At 44.6% G+C, this 15,605-nt stretch carries 9 protein-coding genes and 1 tRNA gene; 4 read left to right on the forward strand and 6 right to left on the reverse strand.

The window, feature by feature from the left end:
* The 3 genes from LDL18_RS06185 to LDL18_RS06195 form a co-directional block, all read right to left on the reverse strand.
* Positions 1 to 1,557, reverse strand: a 1,557-nt coding sequence (locus LDL18_RS06185) for a TonB-dependent receptor (RefSeq protein ID WP_296507839.1), incomplete at its 3' end; no start/stop codon positions are given.
* A 191-nt stretch (positions 1,558 to 1,748) separates the two neighbouring features.
* Entirely contained in the window at positions 1,749 to 3,449 is a 1,701-nt protein-coding gene (gene leuA / locus LDL18_RS06190) for a 2-isopropylmalate synthase (protein ID WP_296507840.1), read from the reverse strand.
* A gap of 319 nt (positions 3,450 to 3,768) precedes the next feature.
* Positions 3,769 to 6,870 (reverse strand): beta-galactosidase, encoded by a 3,102-nt coding sequence (locus LDL18_RS06195; protein ID WP_296507842.1) that lies wholly within the window; start codon positions 6,868 to 6,870, stop codon positions 3,769 to 3,771.
* 294 nt (positions 6,871 to 7,164) lie between these two features.
* On the opposite strand from LDL18_RS06195, the gene LDL18_RS06200 reads away from it, so the two are divergent.
* The 3 genes from LDL18_RS06200 (at position 7,165) to LDL18_RS06210 (ending at position 11,047) form a co-directional block, all read left to right on the forward strand.
* Positions 7,165 to 8,736: a glucan biosynthesis protein D gene (locus LDL18_RS06200; protein WP_296507844.1), complete on the forward strand. Its 1,572-nt coding sequence runs from the start codon at positions 7,165 to 7,167 to the stop codon at positions 8,734 to 8,736.
* A gap of 116 nt (positions 8,737 to 8,852) precedes the next feature.
* Positions 8,853 to 10,811: a glucans biosynthesis glucosyltransferase MdoH gene (gene mdoH / locus LDL18_RS06205; protein ID WP_296507846.1), complete on the forward strand. Its 1,959-nt coding sequence runs from the start codon at positions 8,853 to 8,855 to the stop codon at positions 10,809 to 10,811.
* A 159-nt stretch (positions 10,812 to 10,970) separates the two neighbouring features.
* Positions 10,971 to 11,047 (forward strand) — tRNA-Arg (locus LDL18_RS06210).
* 214 nt (positions 11,048 to 11,261) lie between these two features.
* Here the strand turns inward: LDL18_RS06210 and LDL18_RS06215 are convergent.
* The 3 genes from LDL18_RS06215 to LDL18_RS06225 form a co-directional block, all read right to left on the reverse strand.
* Positions 11,262 to 12,215, reverse strand: coding sequence for a lipopolysaccharide biosynthesis protein (locus LDL18_RS06215; protein WP_296507847.1), 954 nt, complete (start codon positions 12,213 to 12,215; stop codon positions 11,262 to 11,264).
* A gap of 260 nt (positions 12,216 to 12,475) precedes the next feature.
* Positions 12,476 to 13,714 carry a glycosyltransferase family 1 protein gene (locus tag LDL18_RS06220; RefSeq protein WP_296507848.1) on the reverse strand — a complete coding sequence of 413 codons (1,239 nt, stop codon included), beginning with the start codon at positions 13,712 to 13,714 and terminating at the stop codon, positions 12,476 to 12,478.
* Between the two features lie 17 nt (positions 13,715 to 13,731).
* Positions 13,732 to 14,391 carry an ABC transporter ATP-binding protein gene (locus LDL18_RS06225; protein WP_296507850.1) on the reverse strand — a complete coding sequence of 220 codons (660 nt, stop codon included), beginning with the start codon at positions 14,389 to 14,391 and terminating at the stop codon, positions 13,732 to 13,734.
* Between the two features lie 374 nt (positions 14,392 to 14,765).
* Between LDL18_RS06225 and LDL18_RS06230 the strand changes: the two genes are divergently transcribed.
* Positions 14,766 to 15,605 (forward strand): polysaccharide biosynthesis/export family protein (locus tag LDL18_RS06230; RefSeq protein WP_296507852.1); only part of this gene is annotated, 840 nt, incomplete at its 3' end.

Consider the following 15,605-nt stretch of genomic DNA (forward strand, 5'->3'; position numbering starts at 1 on the left):
CCCCGTCGCAGCACCCGTTGTGTCATTAAAGCGGCTGATCGTTCTGTAACCGACCAACTCAAAGGGCGGCGGGGAGAAATAGCGCGAATAGCCGACATGCAAGGCTGTTGATTTGGTCGGTTGCCATGTCAGATTAGCGCGTGGGCTGAATTGATGTTCTGTCCGATAGCTGGAATAAAGATCGAAACGAACACCATAGTTAAAGGTCAAATTTTGAGCGAGCTTCCATTCATCCTGAACATAGGCGCTGTAGGTAAGTTGGGTTTTCCCGCTGTTATCGACGATAGATAAAGGCGTGGTTCCAATCTGATTACCGTCATCATCGGCGGCAAAAACCGAGGATGTTGAAAAAGTGCTGCCGCGTTCCCGATCAAAGAAGAAACCACCGCGTAATGTGTGATGTTTGCTGACATGCCATGAGGCATCATATTGCAAGCCAAAGGCGACATTCCTACGCGTAATCCGTTGTGCCATCCCGTTGAAAATCAATTCACCCGCGACAGAGGGGTAATAATCAAGAGACGAATAACGGCCGAAGATAGAGGCCTGCATCGAGAAAGGCCCTGAATCATGCATGAAGGCCAATTGAGCAAAGCCCGTCCGTTCTCTCTGATTTTCGTCAAGGTCATTACTGCGATAGTCAGTTTGGCCATTCAGATTAAAGCCGGTTGTTCCGTTTTCCCCCGGATGGATATTTTTCGGGTTTGGAATTTGGAAATTCTGCTGCGAATACCCTGCCATCAAGGAAATACGGTTGCTGTCATCCAGAATATGATCGAGATAGCCGAAAAAATTACCTTGATTACTGTGATCATGCAGCGGAGTAGAAGAGCCATCAATGCTATCAATACCCAAGGCTGTGTGGCGATATTCTCCGGTGACATAATAATTGGTCGATCCGGTTGATCCGCCATATTGAACGCTTGGGATGATCGTTTCATGGCTGCCACCATAAATGGAAGCCGTTCCGCCATTTTTTTGTAGGCCACTTTTGGTCGTAATATCAATAATACCGGCGGTTCTTAGGCCATATTGGGCAGGCAAAGCCCCCGTAATCAAATCCATTTTGTCGATCATACGGGGTGCCAAGGTCTGACCAAAAACAGAAATACCTTCTGGTAAAATAATACCGTTAATCCGATATTGCAGATTGTTATGATCGCCACGAATATGAACTTGGCTGAATTGATCCTGAGTTACCCCCGGCATTTGCAGAAGGATATTATTCATCTGCTGATTATAGCCACCCGGAATAGATTCAATCTGTTTTTGATCCATTGAATAAACGGTTGCACCCAAATGTGACTGAATTTGAGCGCGGGCTTCGTTTAACCTTTGTGCGGTCACCAGAATGTCTTTGCCTGTGGCATTCGATGGCACTGCATTATCTGTTTTTGGGACGCTATTTTCTGATGGGGTAGAGCTATCTTCCGCAGAAGCATTGTCATCCGTTGCAGCATAGGACGGCGAGAGCGTGATAAAAGATGAAACTGCCAATATGCTGACAGCACTGTATAATTTGAATAATTTAAGAGCCGATTTTCTGGAATCGCTCATCCCCATTTTCCCCCTGTAAAATAGTTATGTGATAACATAACATTTCTAAGAGCGAAATGTCCATGAATATACGATGAACAAAAGGATGAAATGTTACAAAATGTGAACATTGCTGAAATGGAATAAGGTTAAAAAAATGGCTCCTGCTTTTTAGAAAAGAGGAGCCATTCAATAAGATGTTATTTTAGATATTAGTCGATGCTTTTAGGATCAACCGCATAAGCGCGATTAACAGCACTTAAGACAGCCCGAACCGAGGCGGTAGCGATATCATCGTCAACACCAACACCAAAGACGGTTCCACCTTGCGGCAAACTGCATTCGATATAGGCAGCCGCTTGCGCTGTATTACCGTGGCTAATGGCATGTTCTTGATAATCGACAACTTCCAAGCGGATATTCGTAATAGAAGACAGGGCATCAATAATGCTGGAGATCAAGCCATTACCGTGGCCTTCGACTTCATGGGTAGCCTCTCCGGCTTTGATTTTACCGATGATGGCATAGCCATTGTCGCCTTGCTTGACCTGAAAATCAACCAACTGGAAATGGCCGCTATTATCCAGATGATAATAGTCAACAAAGGCATTCCAAATGTCGGAAGAATCCAGCTCTTTTGAAGAAGAATCAGCCAAGGCCTGAACCTTGCGACTAAAATCAACCTGCATCCGTCGCGGCATTTTCAGGCCTTGATCTTGCTCGATGACCCATGCCACGCCGCCTTTCCCTGATTGGGAATTAACCCGAATAACGGCTTCATAAGAGCGCCCCAAATCAGCCGGATCGATGGGCAGGTAAGGGACATCCCAGATGATTTCACCCTCTTCCTTAGCTTTTCTTTCCGCGCGCTGGGTGAAGCCTTTGCGAATAGCATCCTGATGAGAGCCAGAAAAGGCCGTGAAGACCAGATCGCCGGCATAGGGATGCCGAGGCGAAACCGGTAATTCAGTACAATATTCGACAGTCTTGATGACCTTATCAATGTCAGAGAGATCAATATTAGGATTGATCGCCTGCGTATAGAGATTGAGTGCCAAAGTCACCAAATCGACATTGCCGGTTCTTTCACCATTGCCGAACAGGCAACCTTCGACACGGTCAGCACCAGCCAGCAAGGCCATTTCAGCCGCAGCGATACCCGTTCCGCGATCATTATGAGGATGAACGCTGACAATAATAGAATCGCGTCTGGAGATATTGCGGCAGAAGAATTCGACCTGATCGGCGTAAATATTCGGCATCGCGGCTTCGACGGTTGCCGGTAAGTTAATCGTCAGGGGTTTTTCAGGTGTTGGCTGTAAAACATCCAAAACCGCTTCACAGACTTCCAGACTGAAATCGAGTTCGGCCGTCGAAAAGGTTTCTGGGCTATATTCAAAGCGCCAATCCGTGTTGGGGCGTTTTTCAGCTTCATCCCGCAGCATGGTTACGCCTGCGATAGCCAGTTTTTTGATTTCTGGCCGCTCCATATTGAAGACAATACGCCGCCATGCCGGAGAAACTGCATTATAAACATGGATAATGGCGCGATGAATGCCTTCGAGGCTGTCAAAACTTTTGGTAATTAAGTCCTGACGTGCCTGTGTCAAAACCTGTAAGGTGACATCTTCCGGCACCGCATTCTGTTCAATCAGGCTGCGGACAAAGTCAAATTCAGTGGCACCGGCAGAAGGGAAACCGACTTCGATTTCTTTCAGACCTATTGAAACCAACAAATCGAATAAACGGCGTTTCTTTTCACCATCCATCGGGTTGGCCAGAGCCTGATTCCCATCCCGTAAATCTGTAGAGAGCCAGATTGGGGCTTTTTTGATAACTTGGGAAGGCCACTGCCGATTAGGTAAGTCGATGGCGGGGAAAGGTCGATATTTAGTAGCCGGATTATGTAACATGATTATCCCTAAAACTTCGTTCTGTATTGTCAGGTGATTGGATCACCAGAACAACAACGTTGTTTTTTCTAATGAAGTAACCCCTTAGGCGTTGACCCTTGCTGTAACAAGAAGGGCAAAGCGAATAACACGCCTAAGGGCGTGTAAGTCGTAGATCGCGTGCTATAAGAGGCAGGGAAAACATGCCTCTATATATAAAAGAGTGATGACAATAAGTCTATAGAAAAACGGGGTATAGCCGTCCTTCTGAAAGCAAAAAAACAGGAAATAGTTATTCAAAGATTTTCTGAATCACAAATAAATACCCTAATTTGATAGATTATTGCTGCTCTTGAGCTTCCTTTATATCTTTCCAATTAGCCGCATCGATCTTTTCTATCGGGACACCGCCACGGACATTATGTAATACGGTGAGGTGAATGGGTTCCATCACTGTATTTTCTTTATCAAAAGCCGTTCCGTCTGACGTAACCGCCAAGGCAAAAAGATTGTCGCCGTTATGATCGATAATGCCCGCAGGAATAGAGAAAACCGTCTGAGGCCCGATATGCGCAATATATTGTCCGATATTCCAGCCATTTACAAAAATGAGCATTCGATAATGGCTTTTGGAGCGGATTTTATGGCCATCCCCAATTGTTAGGCCAAGGGTAATGTCATTCTCTTTGGGAAGGTTTAATTTTACATGGCTGCGATACCATGTTGTTCCCGCTGTCGGAGAGAGGCGAGTCATATCCGCTGATGACCAATTGGAATCAGAATAGCCCGGTAAATGCCAGCCAGAGCGTTCACCAAATTGGCCGCCGTTATTAAGCGCGCCTCGATCGGTATCAAGTAGATTTTCACCGCCAAGATTACCTTGGATTCGCCATGAAATCGGGACGGCATAAGCGGCAGCAGAGGGATCAGACAATGACGCGGCGATCAGACCGGACGGTGCCCTTTGCATATTATTATCGGCGTTGTCTTCGCGATGGCCGTTCAGGCGGATCATAACAGAAAAGACGTGATCGCCTGCTTTTTGGGCGCTTTCGGGTAAGTTAATCCGAAAACTACCACGGGTTGAAGGTTGTGACAGACCATTTTCTATTTCATTTTCACCTAAAAACTGGCCATCCATCCATAATTGCAAAAAGCCGCTGCCGCCTGCGCCATAGTGAAGTGTGAGGCTTTTTGCCTGTGGATCACCCACAAAATGGCCGCGATACCAAATATCTCCATCATGGAAACCGTAGGAATCAGCATTTAGATTGGGCTGGCCTTCTGGGGGAGATATAATCGCACTGTCATCGGTGTCGTCAGCTTTCTGCCAATGGCTGTCATCGAAATTTGATCGTGCCTCTGCTGTGCCTTCTGCCGCTTGCCAGTCTAGGGTCATTAAATCTGGTAAAGTGAAGTCTTCAGGTTCGGGTAAAAAATCCTTGGATATAAAATTGCCATTTAGGAAGTTCCGGCTGAAGGCGACATGATGGCCGTTCCATTCTAGCGTTGTGATAGCAGGCGGAGCCCAGACTTCTAGCGTTTCTTGACTACCCGTATCGCCTTTTAACGATAAAGTGAGATCCGTGGATGAAGCCTGTCGAACAAGTGAAGGACCAAAGACAAGCACATCTCCGGCATCAGTCGAAAAACGCGAAAAACGCGTAGATTCCTTTTCATCACCGATTAAAAGAATAAGGGGGGCAGGGCCGCCATTTTCAATTTTTATGCGGGTAAGGCCGCCATGAATATAATTTAATCGTAAATCATGCCGCGCCGGATCATAGAAATAGCGGGCATCGCCTTCGATAACGGTCACGCGGGGTTTGGTTTCATATCTTAGAACGGTTTCGCCCGCTTCCCCCTGACGACCATTGAAAAGGGCAATATCATGTTCCCCTTGTGTAATCATCGTCTGAAATTGTGAGGTCGAATAAACCAGACGGTTTCTTCCGAGGTTAAAACCGGCGATTAGATATTTGCTATCATGGCCATTTAATTCGAGATTACCTTCTTCTGGAAGGGTGTAGGTGCCATCCGGCAGAGCAACAGAGAAGGTAAATTTGCTATCATGCAGACTATTGGCGGGCTTATGCGTGATAAAGAAAAGATGCGAATTGGTGTCGGGGTTAACGTTATGCAGCACTCGAATATGGCTGGAGGTTGGAACAATAACCGAGCCCGGCATCATTTTTGTAATATCGGAAAAAGTGGAGATAAATTGTCCTAATCGCTTTAGGCCAGCGGCTTTGGGTCTGAGATTGCGAGCTTCGTCGATCGGCGCGCCATAATCGAAAGAGGTGATACGGCCTGACTGTCCAAGCCAGCCCCAATTGATACCGCCATAAACCATCCGAAGCGTCTGATTTGTTAAACCGTTGATAAGATTATTTCCTAATATCAACATTTCATGGCGTTCGTCATTACTATTGACGAGGCAATTATAGTGTCCGTTGCTACCCCAATAATCGGCGCTACCGTCTTCTATGGTTATAAGGCTGGTTGCTGGACGTTTTAAGAAACTCGCGCTGTTATCGAGATTATAATATCCGAGATCAGGAGGCGCGGCTTCCCGTAAAGGTTGATTCTGAGTGTCGCAAAAGCGCGTCGTGTTAATTGAAAAGCCATGAAGATCTATGAGGCTCGCAACATCTTCGCCAGACCGAGCGACAGAAAGCCAGTCGCCAACGGGCCCAGTCTCATTGTGAAAAATAGGAAGCGTAATGCCGTCATGGCGGGCTTTGGCATATAAATGTGCCATATAGCGTTGTTTGACAGGACTGGGATCGCCGAGACGGTCTTCGACCTGATATAGAATAACATTGCCTTTATCGCCGTCATATTGATGGCGACTGATAATCGCATTGACGCGCGTTAGCCATTCGTCAACGGCTGCAAGATAAACCGGATCGTCACTTCTGGCATCGACTTTCTGACGGGTGAGCCATCCGGGAAAACCACCGCGAGATAAATCGGCATCAGCATAGGGGCCGATCCGAACCACAACATATAATCCCGCGATTTTTGCCATGCTGAGCAGGCGATCAATATCACGAATACCATTAAAGTCGTAAACACCCGGAGCAGGGGAGTGATAAGCCCAGTCCAACTGAATAGTTACCGTATTGAAACCGATCGCCTTCATCTTTTCAAAAATATCTTGCCAGAGAGAAGGACTAGGCAAGCGGAAAGGATCAAACTCTCCACTCCAGATAAGAAATCTTCGGCTATCTATCATTGCCGAATAGCGGTCGAATGTAATCCTGACTGTTTTTTCGGCAGGAAGGCTGACCGTAATATCTCGACCTTTGACCGGACGAGATAATATTTTGTCTGCATTATCGGCGGCTATAGCGTTGTGGTTGATAAGGGAAGGTAGCAACAAAGCAAGTAAGCTTGCGCCTAGCCGGAATCTTTTGGCTATTTTCCCCATCTTGTCCATTTTGCTCTGCTATCCTGTTTTGTAAGTTACGGTTTATTAAACAAGTTTGTTTTTATAAAAAAAATTTACAATTTGTCATCAGTCGCTTTTACGATACCAATCATCTTATTTCGGATATCTTCAACAGGATTACATCCCTATGGTGAATGAATGAGAAATCATAATCCTGAGAATTCAAAGATACATCCCGATTTTGAGACTATAATCAGAAAATAAGCCTCGAATACCATATTCAAATCTTTAGGCCGCTGCGTTACAGCAAGAAAATAGCGTAAATTATTTTGGAGAGAATATATGAATGCCTCTTTTAACCGCCGTCAGATGCTTGTTGCTCTGGGTATTGCTACCGTTGCAGGAGCCGGTTTTAAGGGGAATTCACTCTTTGCAGCGTCTTCTGTAGAGAGCAATCTGCGCTTTGGCAAAGCCCAGAATTTTTCATGGAAAGGGCTGCAAGCCTATGCCATGGAGTTATCGCGCCATCCTTATAATCAGCCAAAGCCATCGCCTGAAGTGATGGCGATTGACTATAATGCTATGGTCAAAATCAGCTGGCGTGATGATAAAACTTTGTGGGCGAATGACCCAGAAAGAGCGACCCGATTTTTCCCGGTCAATCGAGCTGCACCGGTGCCTTTGAAAATCTATGTTGTCGAGAGCGGTCAGTCTCGCGAAATGCTGTTTTCTGATGACCTTTTTAATGCACCAACGGATAGCCCTTTACATAAACTACCTAAAGATCAGATGGGTTTTGGTGGTTTCCGTTTTATGAATCCCGACCGGATGCATGATTGGTTAGCTTTCATGGGCGCATCCTATTTTAGAGCTGCGGGTGATCAGGATCAGTATGGTTTATCAGCCCGAGGCCTTGCGATCGACACGGGTCTTTCTCATCCTGAAGAATTCCCTGTCTTTACGCGTTTCTGGCTGGAAGAAGCGCCTAATAATGGCGTTATTATTTATGCTTTGTTGGAAGGCCCAAGCGTCGTTGGTGTTTATCGGATGACCACTTACCAAAAGAATGGTCATGTCGTTCAAGATATTGATTGCACGGTTAAGCTCCGCAAAACAGTTGAGCGTCTTGGTTTCGGTGTCATGACCAGCATGTTCTGGTATGGTGAAAATAACCATCGCAGCGGTAAAGACTGGCGTCCTGAAGTCCATGACTCTGATGGTCTGGCTTTGTGGACAGGGAAGGGCGAAAGATTGTGGCGACCTTTGGAAAACCACGAAGTAACACGCGTCAGCAGCTTTTCTGATGTAAATCCAAAGGGATGGGGACTTATCCAGCGCGACCGAAATTTTGATCATTATCAGGATGATAACTTTTTTTACGAAAAACGCCCGAATTTATGGCTGGAAACGCGGAATAATTGGGGTGCTGGTGCGGTCAATCTGTTGGAAATGGCAACAAAAGGCGAAACAGATGACAATATCGGGGCGATGTGGGTTCCTGCCGGACAAGCGAAAGCCGGTAATCGCTATGACTTATCCTATCGTTTGACTTGGCTGAACAGCGAGCCGTTACCGAAACCGTCTTCTTATGTCATCGATACGCGGACAGGGATGGCGAGCGATGATCCTGTTGGTCAGGATGAACGTTGGTCAAAACCAGGATTAGAAAAGATAGTTGTTGATTTTGAGGGTTCTGCCTTGGCTAATTTGCCACGCGAAGGGGTTGAGTTCGTTGTAACTGCCAATCAAGGACAGATTATCTATAGTTCAGCCGCGCCCGTGGCTGGTTTCTCTAATCGCTGGAGGGCGACAGTTGAAGTGAAGCCCGTTGCCAACCAAGTAATGGAATTACGTGGTTATCTGAAAAAAGGCAACAACGCCATTAGTGAAACCTGGCTCTATGCCATAGGATAGTTTTACCCCTATTGATCTGAATATAGCCCACTTTATGCGGCTATCATTTAATCTGGTTCCAAGAATAAAATAACAATTCTTCTCTGCCATTTGCATGGACAGAGAAGAATGATGATATGGGTTTCGAAAAAGGCGTAAAAATGAATAATCCTGAACAGGCACAGACGGGTGACGCCCCTTACGGGGCAGAGGCTTTATCTTGCTTGCCGCCTTTGGCTCCCATTGAAATGCCGATTCAATCATGGAGTAAAGTAGACGCCGTCAAATCGAAAATCAGAACCTCTCCTTCGGTTATTGGCAATCGTCGGGCTTTGTTATTTGGTGCGACGCTGATCATTTCTATTGCCGCAGCCGCTGATCTTTTAATTGCAGAATCGGTGCAAGGCATAAGTCTGAGTGAATTTCTGATATTCATTCTCTTTTCTCCTTTATTTACATGGTTGGTTTTTGGTTTTTTAGGATCTTTGATTGGTTTTTCCCAATTGATACGGGGCAAAGCCTCTTCCGATTATCAAATGCCGCCAGCTTCAGTCGCACCGCGTGGTAAAACGGCCATCTTGATGCCTATCTATAATGAAGATGTTGATATGGTTTATTTGCGTCTGAAGGTGATGGCGCAATCGCTGGTAGAGACTGGATATAATCAAAATTTTGAATTTTTTATTTTAAGCGATTCAAAAGTAGTCAATGAACTCACTGAATTCTCCGCCTATCAGAAGCTGAAAGATGAAATAGAAATTCCGGTATGGTATCGCCGCCGCGAAAAGAATATCGCCCGAAAACCCGGTAATATTTCTGACTGGATTCATCATTTCGGCAGCGGATACGACTATATGCTGGTATTGGATGCCGATAGTCTGATGTCGGGTGAAACAATTGCCCGTATGGCTGCTAGTATGGATAGGGACAAAGGCGTGGCTCTGCTCCAGACGGTGCCTATGCCTGTGAATGGGCAGACTTTTTTTGCTAGATGGCAGCAATTTTCTGCAAGGTTATATGGCCCGCTGGCAAGTGCTGGATTGGTCTGGTGGTCTGGATCGGAAGCCAGTTTTTGGGGGCATAACGCCATTATCCGCGTGAAGGCTTTTGCTGAAAGCTGTGGTTTGCCAAAGCTATCCGGTAAAGAACCTTTTGGCGGCAATATCATGAGCCATGACGTTCTGGAAGCTACCTTGTTACGGCGGAATGGCTGGGCCGTGCATACAATTATGGCAGAAGGCAGCTATGAAGAATATCCCCCGACATTAGTCGATAGTGCTATTCGAGACCGCCGTTGGTGCCAAGGCAATTTACAGCATGTACGCTTGTTGGATATTAAAGGATTACACTGGATCAATCGCTTGCAGCTATTGATTGGTGTTACTTCTTATACGACTTCGACTTTATGGCTGTTCCTTTTGCTCGCGACCCTTATGCATCATTTCGGACGAGGAAGCGCTAATCTTAGCTTACCTCCATCAGCATGGCTCCTTGTTCTGACGATTATCTGTCTGTTTGGTGCTAAAATTTTGGCGGTAATATGGGCCTTGATGGACAAAAGACGGGCGAAGACCTTGGGCGGTCTGAGTGGCATTTTGGCAAGTGTCGTTATTGAAATACCTTTATCCGCCTTTATTGCTCCCATCCTGATGGTGACTCAGACTTTAACTTTTATTGATATCCTACGTGGCCGACCCAGTGGATGGAACACGCAAAGACGAGACGTTGATGGGATAAGCTTTTCAGAAGCCTTCCATTATTATCGTCCGCATGTTGTGGTAGGTCTTGTCTTTACTTTTTTGGCTTTTATCGGCGGTGGAGCTTTGACATGGCTGCTGATGGTTGCCTTGGGTTTAGTATTGGCTCCAGTGACAGCCTATGTCACCTCTTATTCTTCCATGGGAAAAGCGTTGGCTTCAATTGGAATCTTTGTGACGCCAGAAGAGCATCGACAGGATGGCACATTGGAATCCCAGAAAGAAAGCGGTATTGTTCATGCGGCGATTAAAGCCGCCTCCAATATGCCACCACAGGCTTATTCCAATGCCAAAAAGCAGTCGAGGGCAGGATCTTTTCCGATAGAGAATCCGGTATAGTCGATAGCAAAATTCTTTCACTGCAAGATAGGTTAAAAAAGGTAGAGATTATCTACCTTTTTTCCTGTCATACGCTGTGATCAAAAAAAATTATCATTAAAAACAAGATAAGGGCTAGTCGTCGCTGACTGGCTTTGCTAAAGGCTCTTGCACTGCTTTGCACCCGTAGCTCAGCTGGATAGAGCGCTGCCCTCCGAAGGCAGAGGCCACAGGTTCGAATCCTGTCGGGTGCACCATAATTCTTACTGCAGTTTTTTCTTGGACAATAAATTTCAAACTTGCCTTGTTGCTTTTTGTAAAAGCGATGACGTGTGGCGCTGTCTTTCTATACAGAACGTATAAGGCAGATTTAGTTCTATAGACCTTATACCCTAGTTTAAATTCCCAATTATTTTTAGCCACAGAATTAGAATATCAAGCCAGCTTTAAAGCTGGCTTGATAAGACCATTTTAAGCAGCATGTTCCCTTGTTCCGGCAACAATTAACCAACCAATGGCATAAACCAGCATTAGCACAAGAGCCGTTCCGGCTATGGTTACGATGGGTTTAGGATAGGTTGATTTAACCGGCATATTGGGTTCAACAACGCGGATGATAAATAATTTTTGTCTCATTGCTGTTTCGCTCGCTTTAACGAGGGAAGCTGCAGCTGATTCATAACGTTTGGCTGCAAATTCTTGGCGAATACGAAGCTCTTCGTAAGACCCTAGTCCAGTGACCATAGAGGTTTGGCCATTGGTCATCAGACTTCTTTGCTTGCTGACAACCGCCTCCAAAGAAGCTACCTGACGCTTTAAAGCAATATATTGGGGACTATCGGGTGAAATGGTATTTTTCATAGAGTCAAACTGTGCCCGCGCTTGTTCTAATTGAGCGGTAAGCTGGGACACTAATTTGATCTGGGTTTCACCAGTAATACGAGGGTCAAGATCCTGATCACCACGCCTGAAATGGGTAATAGCCAATTGGATTTCGGCAATCTTATCTTCAGCTTGCTCTAACTGATTTTTTGCGACCCCAACAGCACTCTCATAACGACGTTTATTCATGTCGTTAACCCGTTCTTCGCCTAATTTTAGAAGCGTTTCTGCTAGAATATAGGCATCTTTAGGACGAAAAGCCCTAACTTTAACATTTGTAATACCCGTTTCTGTCTCATATTTTACTTTAACATGATTTAAGTAATATTTGAGAAGCATTTCAGGGGTTGGATTAGCAAACCATAAACGGCTAAAAATATCCGCTTCTGGCCTTCTGAACATCTCCACAAGATTTAATTGCGATTGAAGTTTGGCAACGACATCATGAGATTGCAGATAATCATTGACGCTAACCCCTTCCGTCTGGCTACCGCCAGAGCTGCCCAAGGCACCCATCATCTGGCTGAGGCCGGTAGCTGGCATCGCATTTTGACCGTCAGAACGAACGACAAAATGAGCTTCGGATTCATATTGATCGGAAGCAATCAATAAATAATAAAAAGAAAGGAATAAAAGAGGAAAAATAACGATTATTATGAAATTTCTATGTTCCTGCCATGACTTTTTTAAAAAAGCTATGATAGCAGAGTAATATCTGTCAAAAGGCTTCTGAAATTCTTCGTCCGTCGTTTCCACATTTTTTTCCAAATTTAGTTAAGACCTAAAAGCTGAATGAATATTTATTAGAGCATATCGGCTAATTGCAGCACGGCTGTAATATGCGCGTCCCAACTTGGCAACTGCCATTCCGACATAGCTTTTTTTTGTATTTTCGCCCGTTCAGAATTTATTTGACTATATTCAATGATAGCATTTTGCCATCCTAATCCATCGATAGGATCGATATATTCAGGGACAGTCCCCCCGACTTCTCGATGGGCTGCTATATCACTACAAATAACAGGAACCCCTAAACTAATCGCCTCTGCAATAGGAAGACCATAGCCTTCCGCAAAAGAAGGCATCAGCAAAGCGCGTGCCTGCTTTAACCAAATCTGCATTTGTGCATCGCCAAGATTTCTAAATTCGAAAACCTTTTTTTGCATAGCAGGACAACGATCAAGCATATCAAGAATATTTTCATTTTCCCAGCCACGACGACCGATTAAAACGAGATAGGGTGCTTTATCACCATAAAGGGTGACAAGATTCCTCCATATATTAAGAAGAAGTAGATGATTCTTTCGAGGTTCTATCGTGCTGATATAGATAAAGACAGATTGATTTTCTTTAATATTAAGGCTTTCAAATAAAGACGGGTAATTATTCTTAGTAATTTTTGAATTTTTGGTAATATCCACCCCTAAATGGGCTGTTATTATAGGTGTGTTGCGGCCTGATTTTTTAAGAAAATATTGAAAATTTTTTTCTGTATCGTAAGAGTTAGCAATAATTCCGTCAGCTAATTCTGCTATCGTTTTCATTCTTTTAATATGTAAACCGGCTCCATGAGGGCGAGCATATTCAGGATAGCTGATCGGAATAAGATCATGCAGTAAACAGATAAATTTAGCGTTTTCTTTTTTTAGAATAGAAGCCATCAGCTTTTGATTGGTCAAGTGATGTGGCGAAGATTGAAGAAAAAAGCGTTTTGACCGAGTATTCTTTGGCACGGATTGAGGCCACATTAGGCGGTAGATTTTACTAATATAGTGCCATTTCTTGATTTTCTCTTTTGGAATATCGATTTTTCCATTCCATAAATCATCGACATGATCGAGAAAAGTTAAGGCATTTTCATTCGGAATACGTCCATATCGCCCAAAAATATTAACGGCAGCAAAAGAAAGCTGTTTCGGAATTAGGCGCAATAATTCCCGGGCATAAGCCATCTCTACCCGATCAACGCCCGTAGGTGTAGCGTGGAGGAGGCGTGATAACAGACGTGACAGATCAAGGACGATCTCTCGATCTGGCTGCATAAAATAATCCTTTGGAATTAAGACTGATTCTGTTTTTCCTGATGGAAGGCAATGGCTTCATCAATGCTATCAAAAAGATGTAGCTGTTTTTGATACATGACGGCACCACTATCGCAATATTCCCTCAAGGTATTGAAATCATGAGAGATCATCACCAAAGTACCATTTTCACGACGTTCGACAAGGGCTTCATGGCAGCGATTACGGAAGCGTTCGTCACCAGCACCCGTCACTTCATCGACGAGATAGCAATCAAAATGAATTGCCAAGGATACACCAAAAGCCAATCGGGCAACCATACCCGCAGAATAGGTTTTAATAGGCTGTCGGAAAAAAGGCCCTAGCTGGGCAAAATCTTCAACATAGGCTAATAATTCGTCCTCTTTCTTGCCGTAAACACGGGCAATAAAGCGGCAGTTATCGGCGCCGGTTAGACTACTCTGAAAGGCGCTGGTATAGCCGATAGGCCAAGAGGTAGACATATTGCGCGTTATTTTCCCATGGGTGGGCTTTTCAACTCCGGAAATTAAGCGGGTCAGGGTCGATTTGCCCGCACCATTGGCACCGCATATGCCGATACTTTGACCTCTTTTTAAGGTGAAGTTCAGGTCTCGGAATACAGTATTTTCAAACTTTTTATTTTTATATATTTTTGTAACATGCTCGAATTTGATCATTTCTTTACCATAACTATTTCGAATAGCTTTAAATATTTTGCGATGAAAGCCTGATTTAAAGCGTCAAAATTGCTCATTCCTTTATAGAAACAGTATTAAGGCTCTTCTATAGGGTAATTATCCCACGATGAAATTCATAAAAGAGGCAGAATGAACAGCGTTTTAAGGGTTATGCAGAAAAATACTGAGTTGTGCTTTATTTTTTTGCAAAGATATAGCATGAGCTCCTAGTGATGATGAATTCTTGCCAAGCCTCTGCTCGATCCCTATCGAGATACACCCGATCTTTGTCGCAATTGGGATGTCTTATTTTACCTGTTTTATTAACAGGTTGTAATTCTTTGCCTTCTAGCGGACCTACAGCCCATCAGTTTTTGAAAAGAACGAAGCCTGGGCGCAATCCGTTGGATATCACGGTGGTCGATTTGAACCAACCTGCAAATGGTATGAAAGCGGTACTCGCAGCAGATAAAAATAGCGAAATACTGGATGACAATATTTCGCTCTCATCTGCTGCTGAAAGATATACTAAGGAAAATGGTAGCGAGACTGGCCGGAATCTAAAATTAAGGGATTTAGCATCAGAAGGACGTGTTGACCTTATTGGTCCAGGAGATGTCCTTCGAATCAGTATTTATGAGGCGGGCACCCGACTTTTTATCGGTAATAGTAACCGTTATGGTTACACCGGTGTTGACCCTTCGGCTTCGGCAGAACATTTTGATATTGTTGCCGTCGATGCCATGGGGACGATCAAATTACCTTATGCGGGTAGATTGCGTGTCGCTGGATTACGGGTTGTTCAAATTCAGCATCTTATTGAAGAAGCCTTCTCGACCCAGTCACAGAAGCCGCAGGCTATGGTTTCTGTTCTCGAAAATGTCGCTAATACGGTTTATGTCGGTGGTGATAATGCGACGAAATCATCTCGTATGCCGCTGACTTTATACCGTGAACATTTACTGGATGCGGTTTCTTATGTCGGAGGACCTCGTGCATCGCTTTTAGCGGATACGGTCGTTATTTTTTCTAGAGGTGGGAAAACGGTTAAACAGCGTCTCGACCATATCACCCCTGAAAATCCAGACAATCTTGCCCTATTACCAGGTGACCGGATTGAACTGGTAAAACGACCAAGAACATTTGAGGTCTTCGGGGCAGGTAGTCGAGTTGAGCAGATGGCCTTTAATAATCCTGAAGTTGCTTTAGCTGAG

Source organism: Zymomonas sp. (assembly GCF_020216885.1).
Taxonomy (GTDB): domain Bacteria; phylum Pseudomonadota; class Alphaproteobacteria; order Sphingomonadales; family Sphingomonadaceae; genus Zymomonas.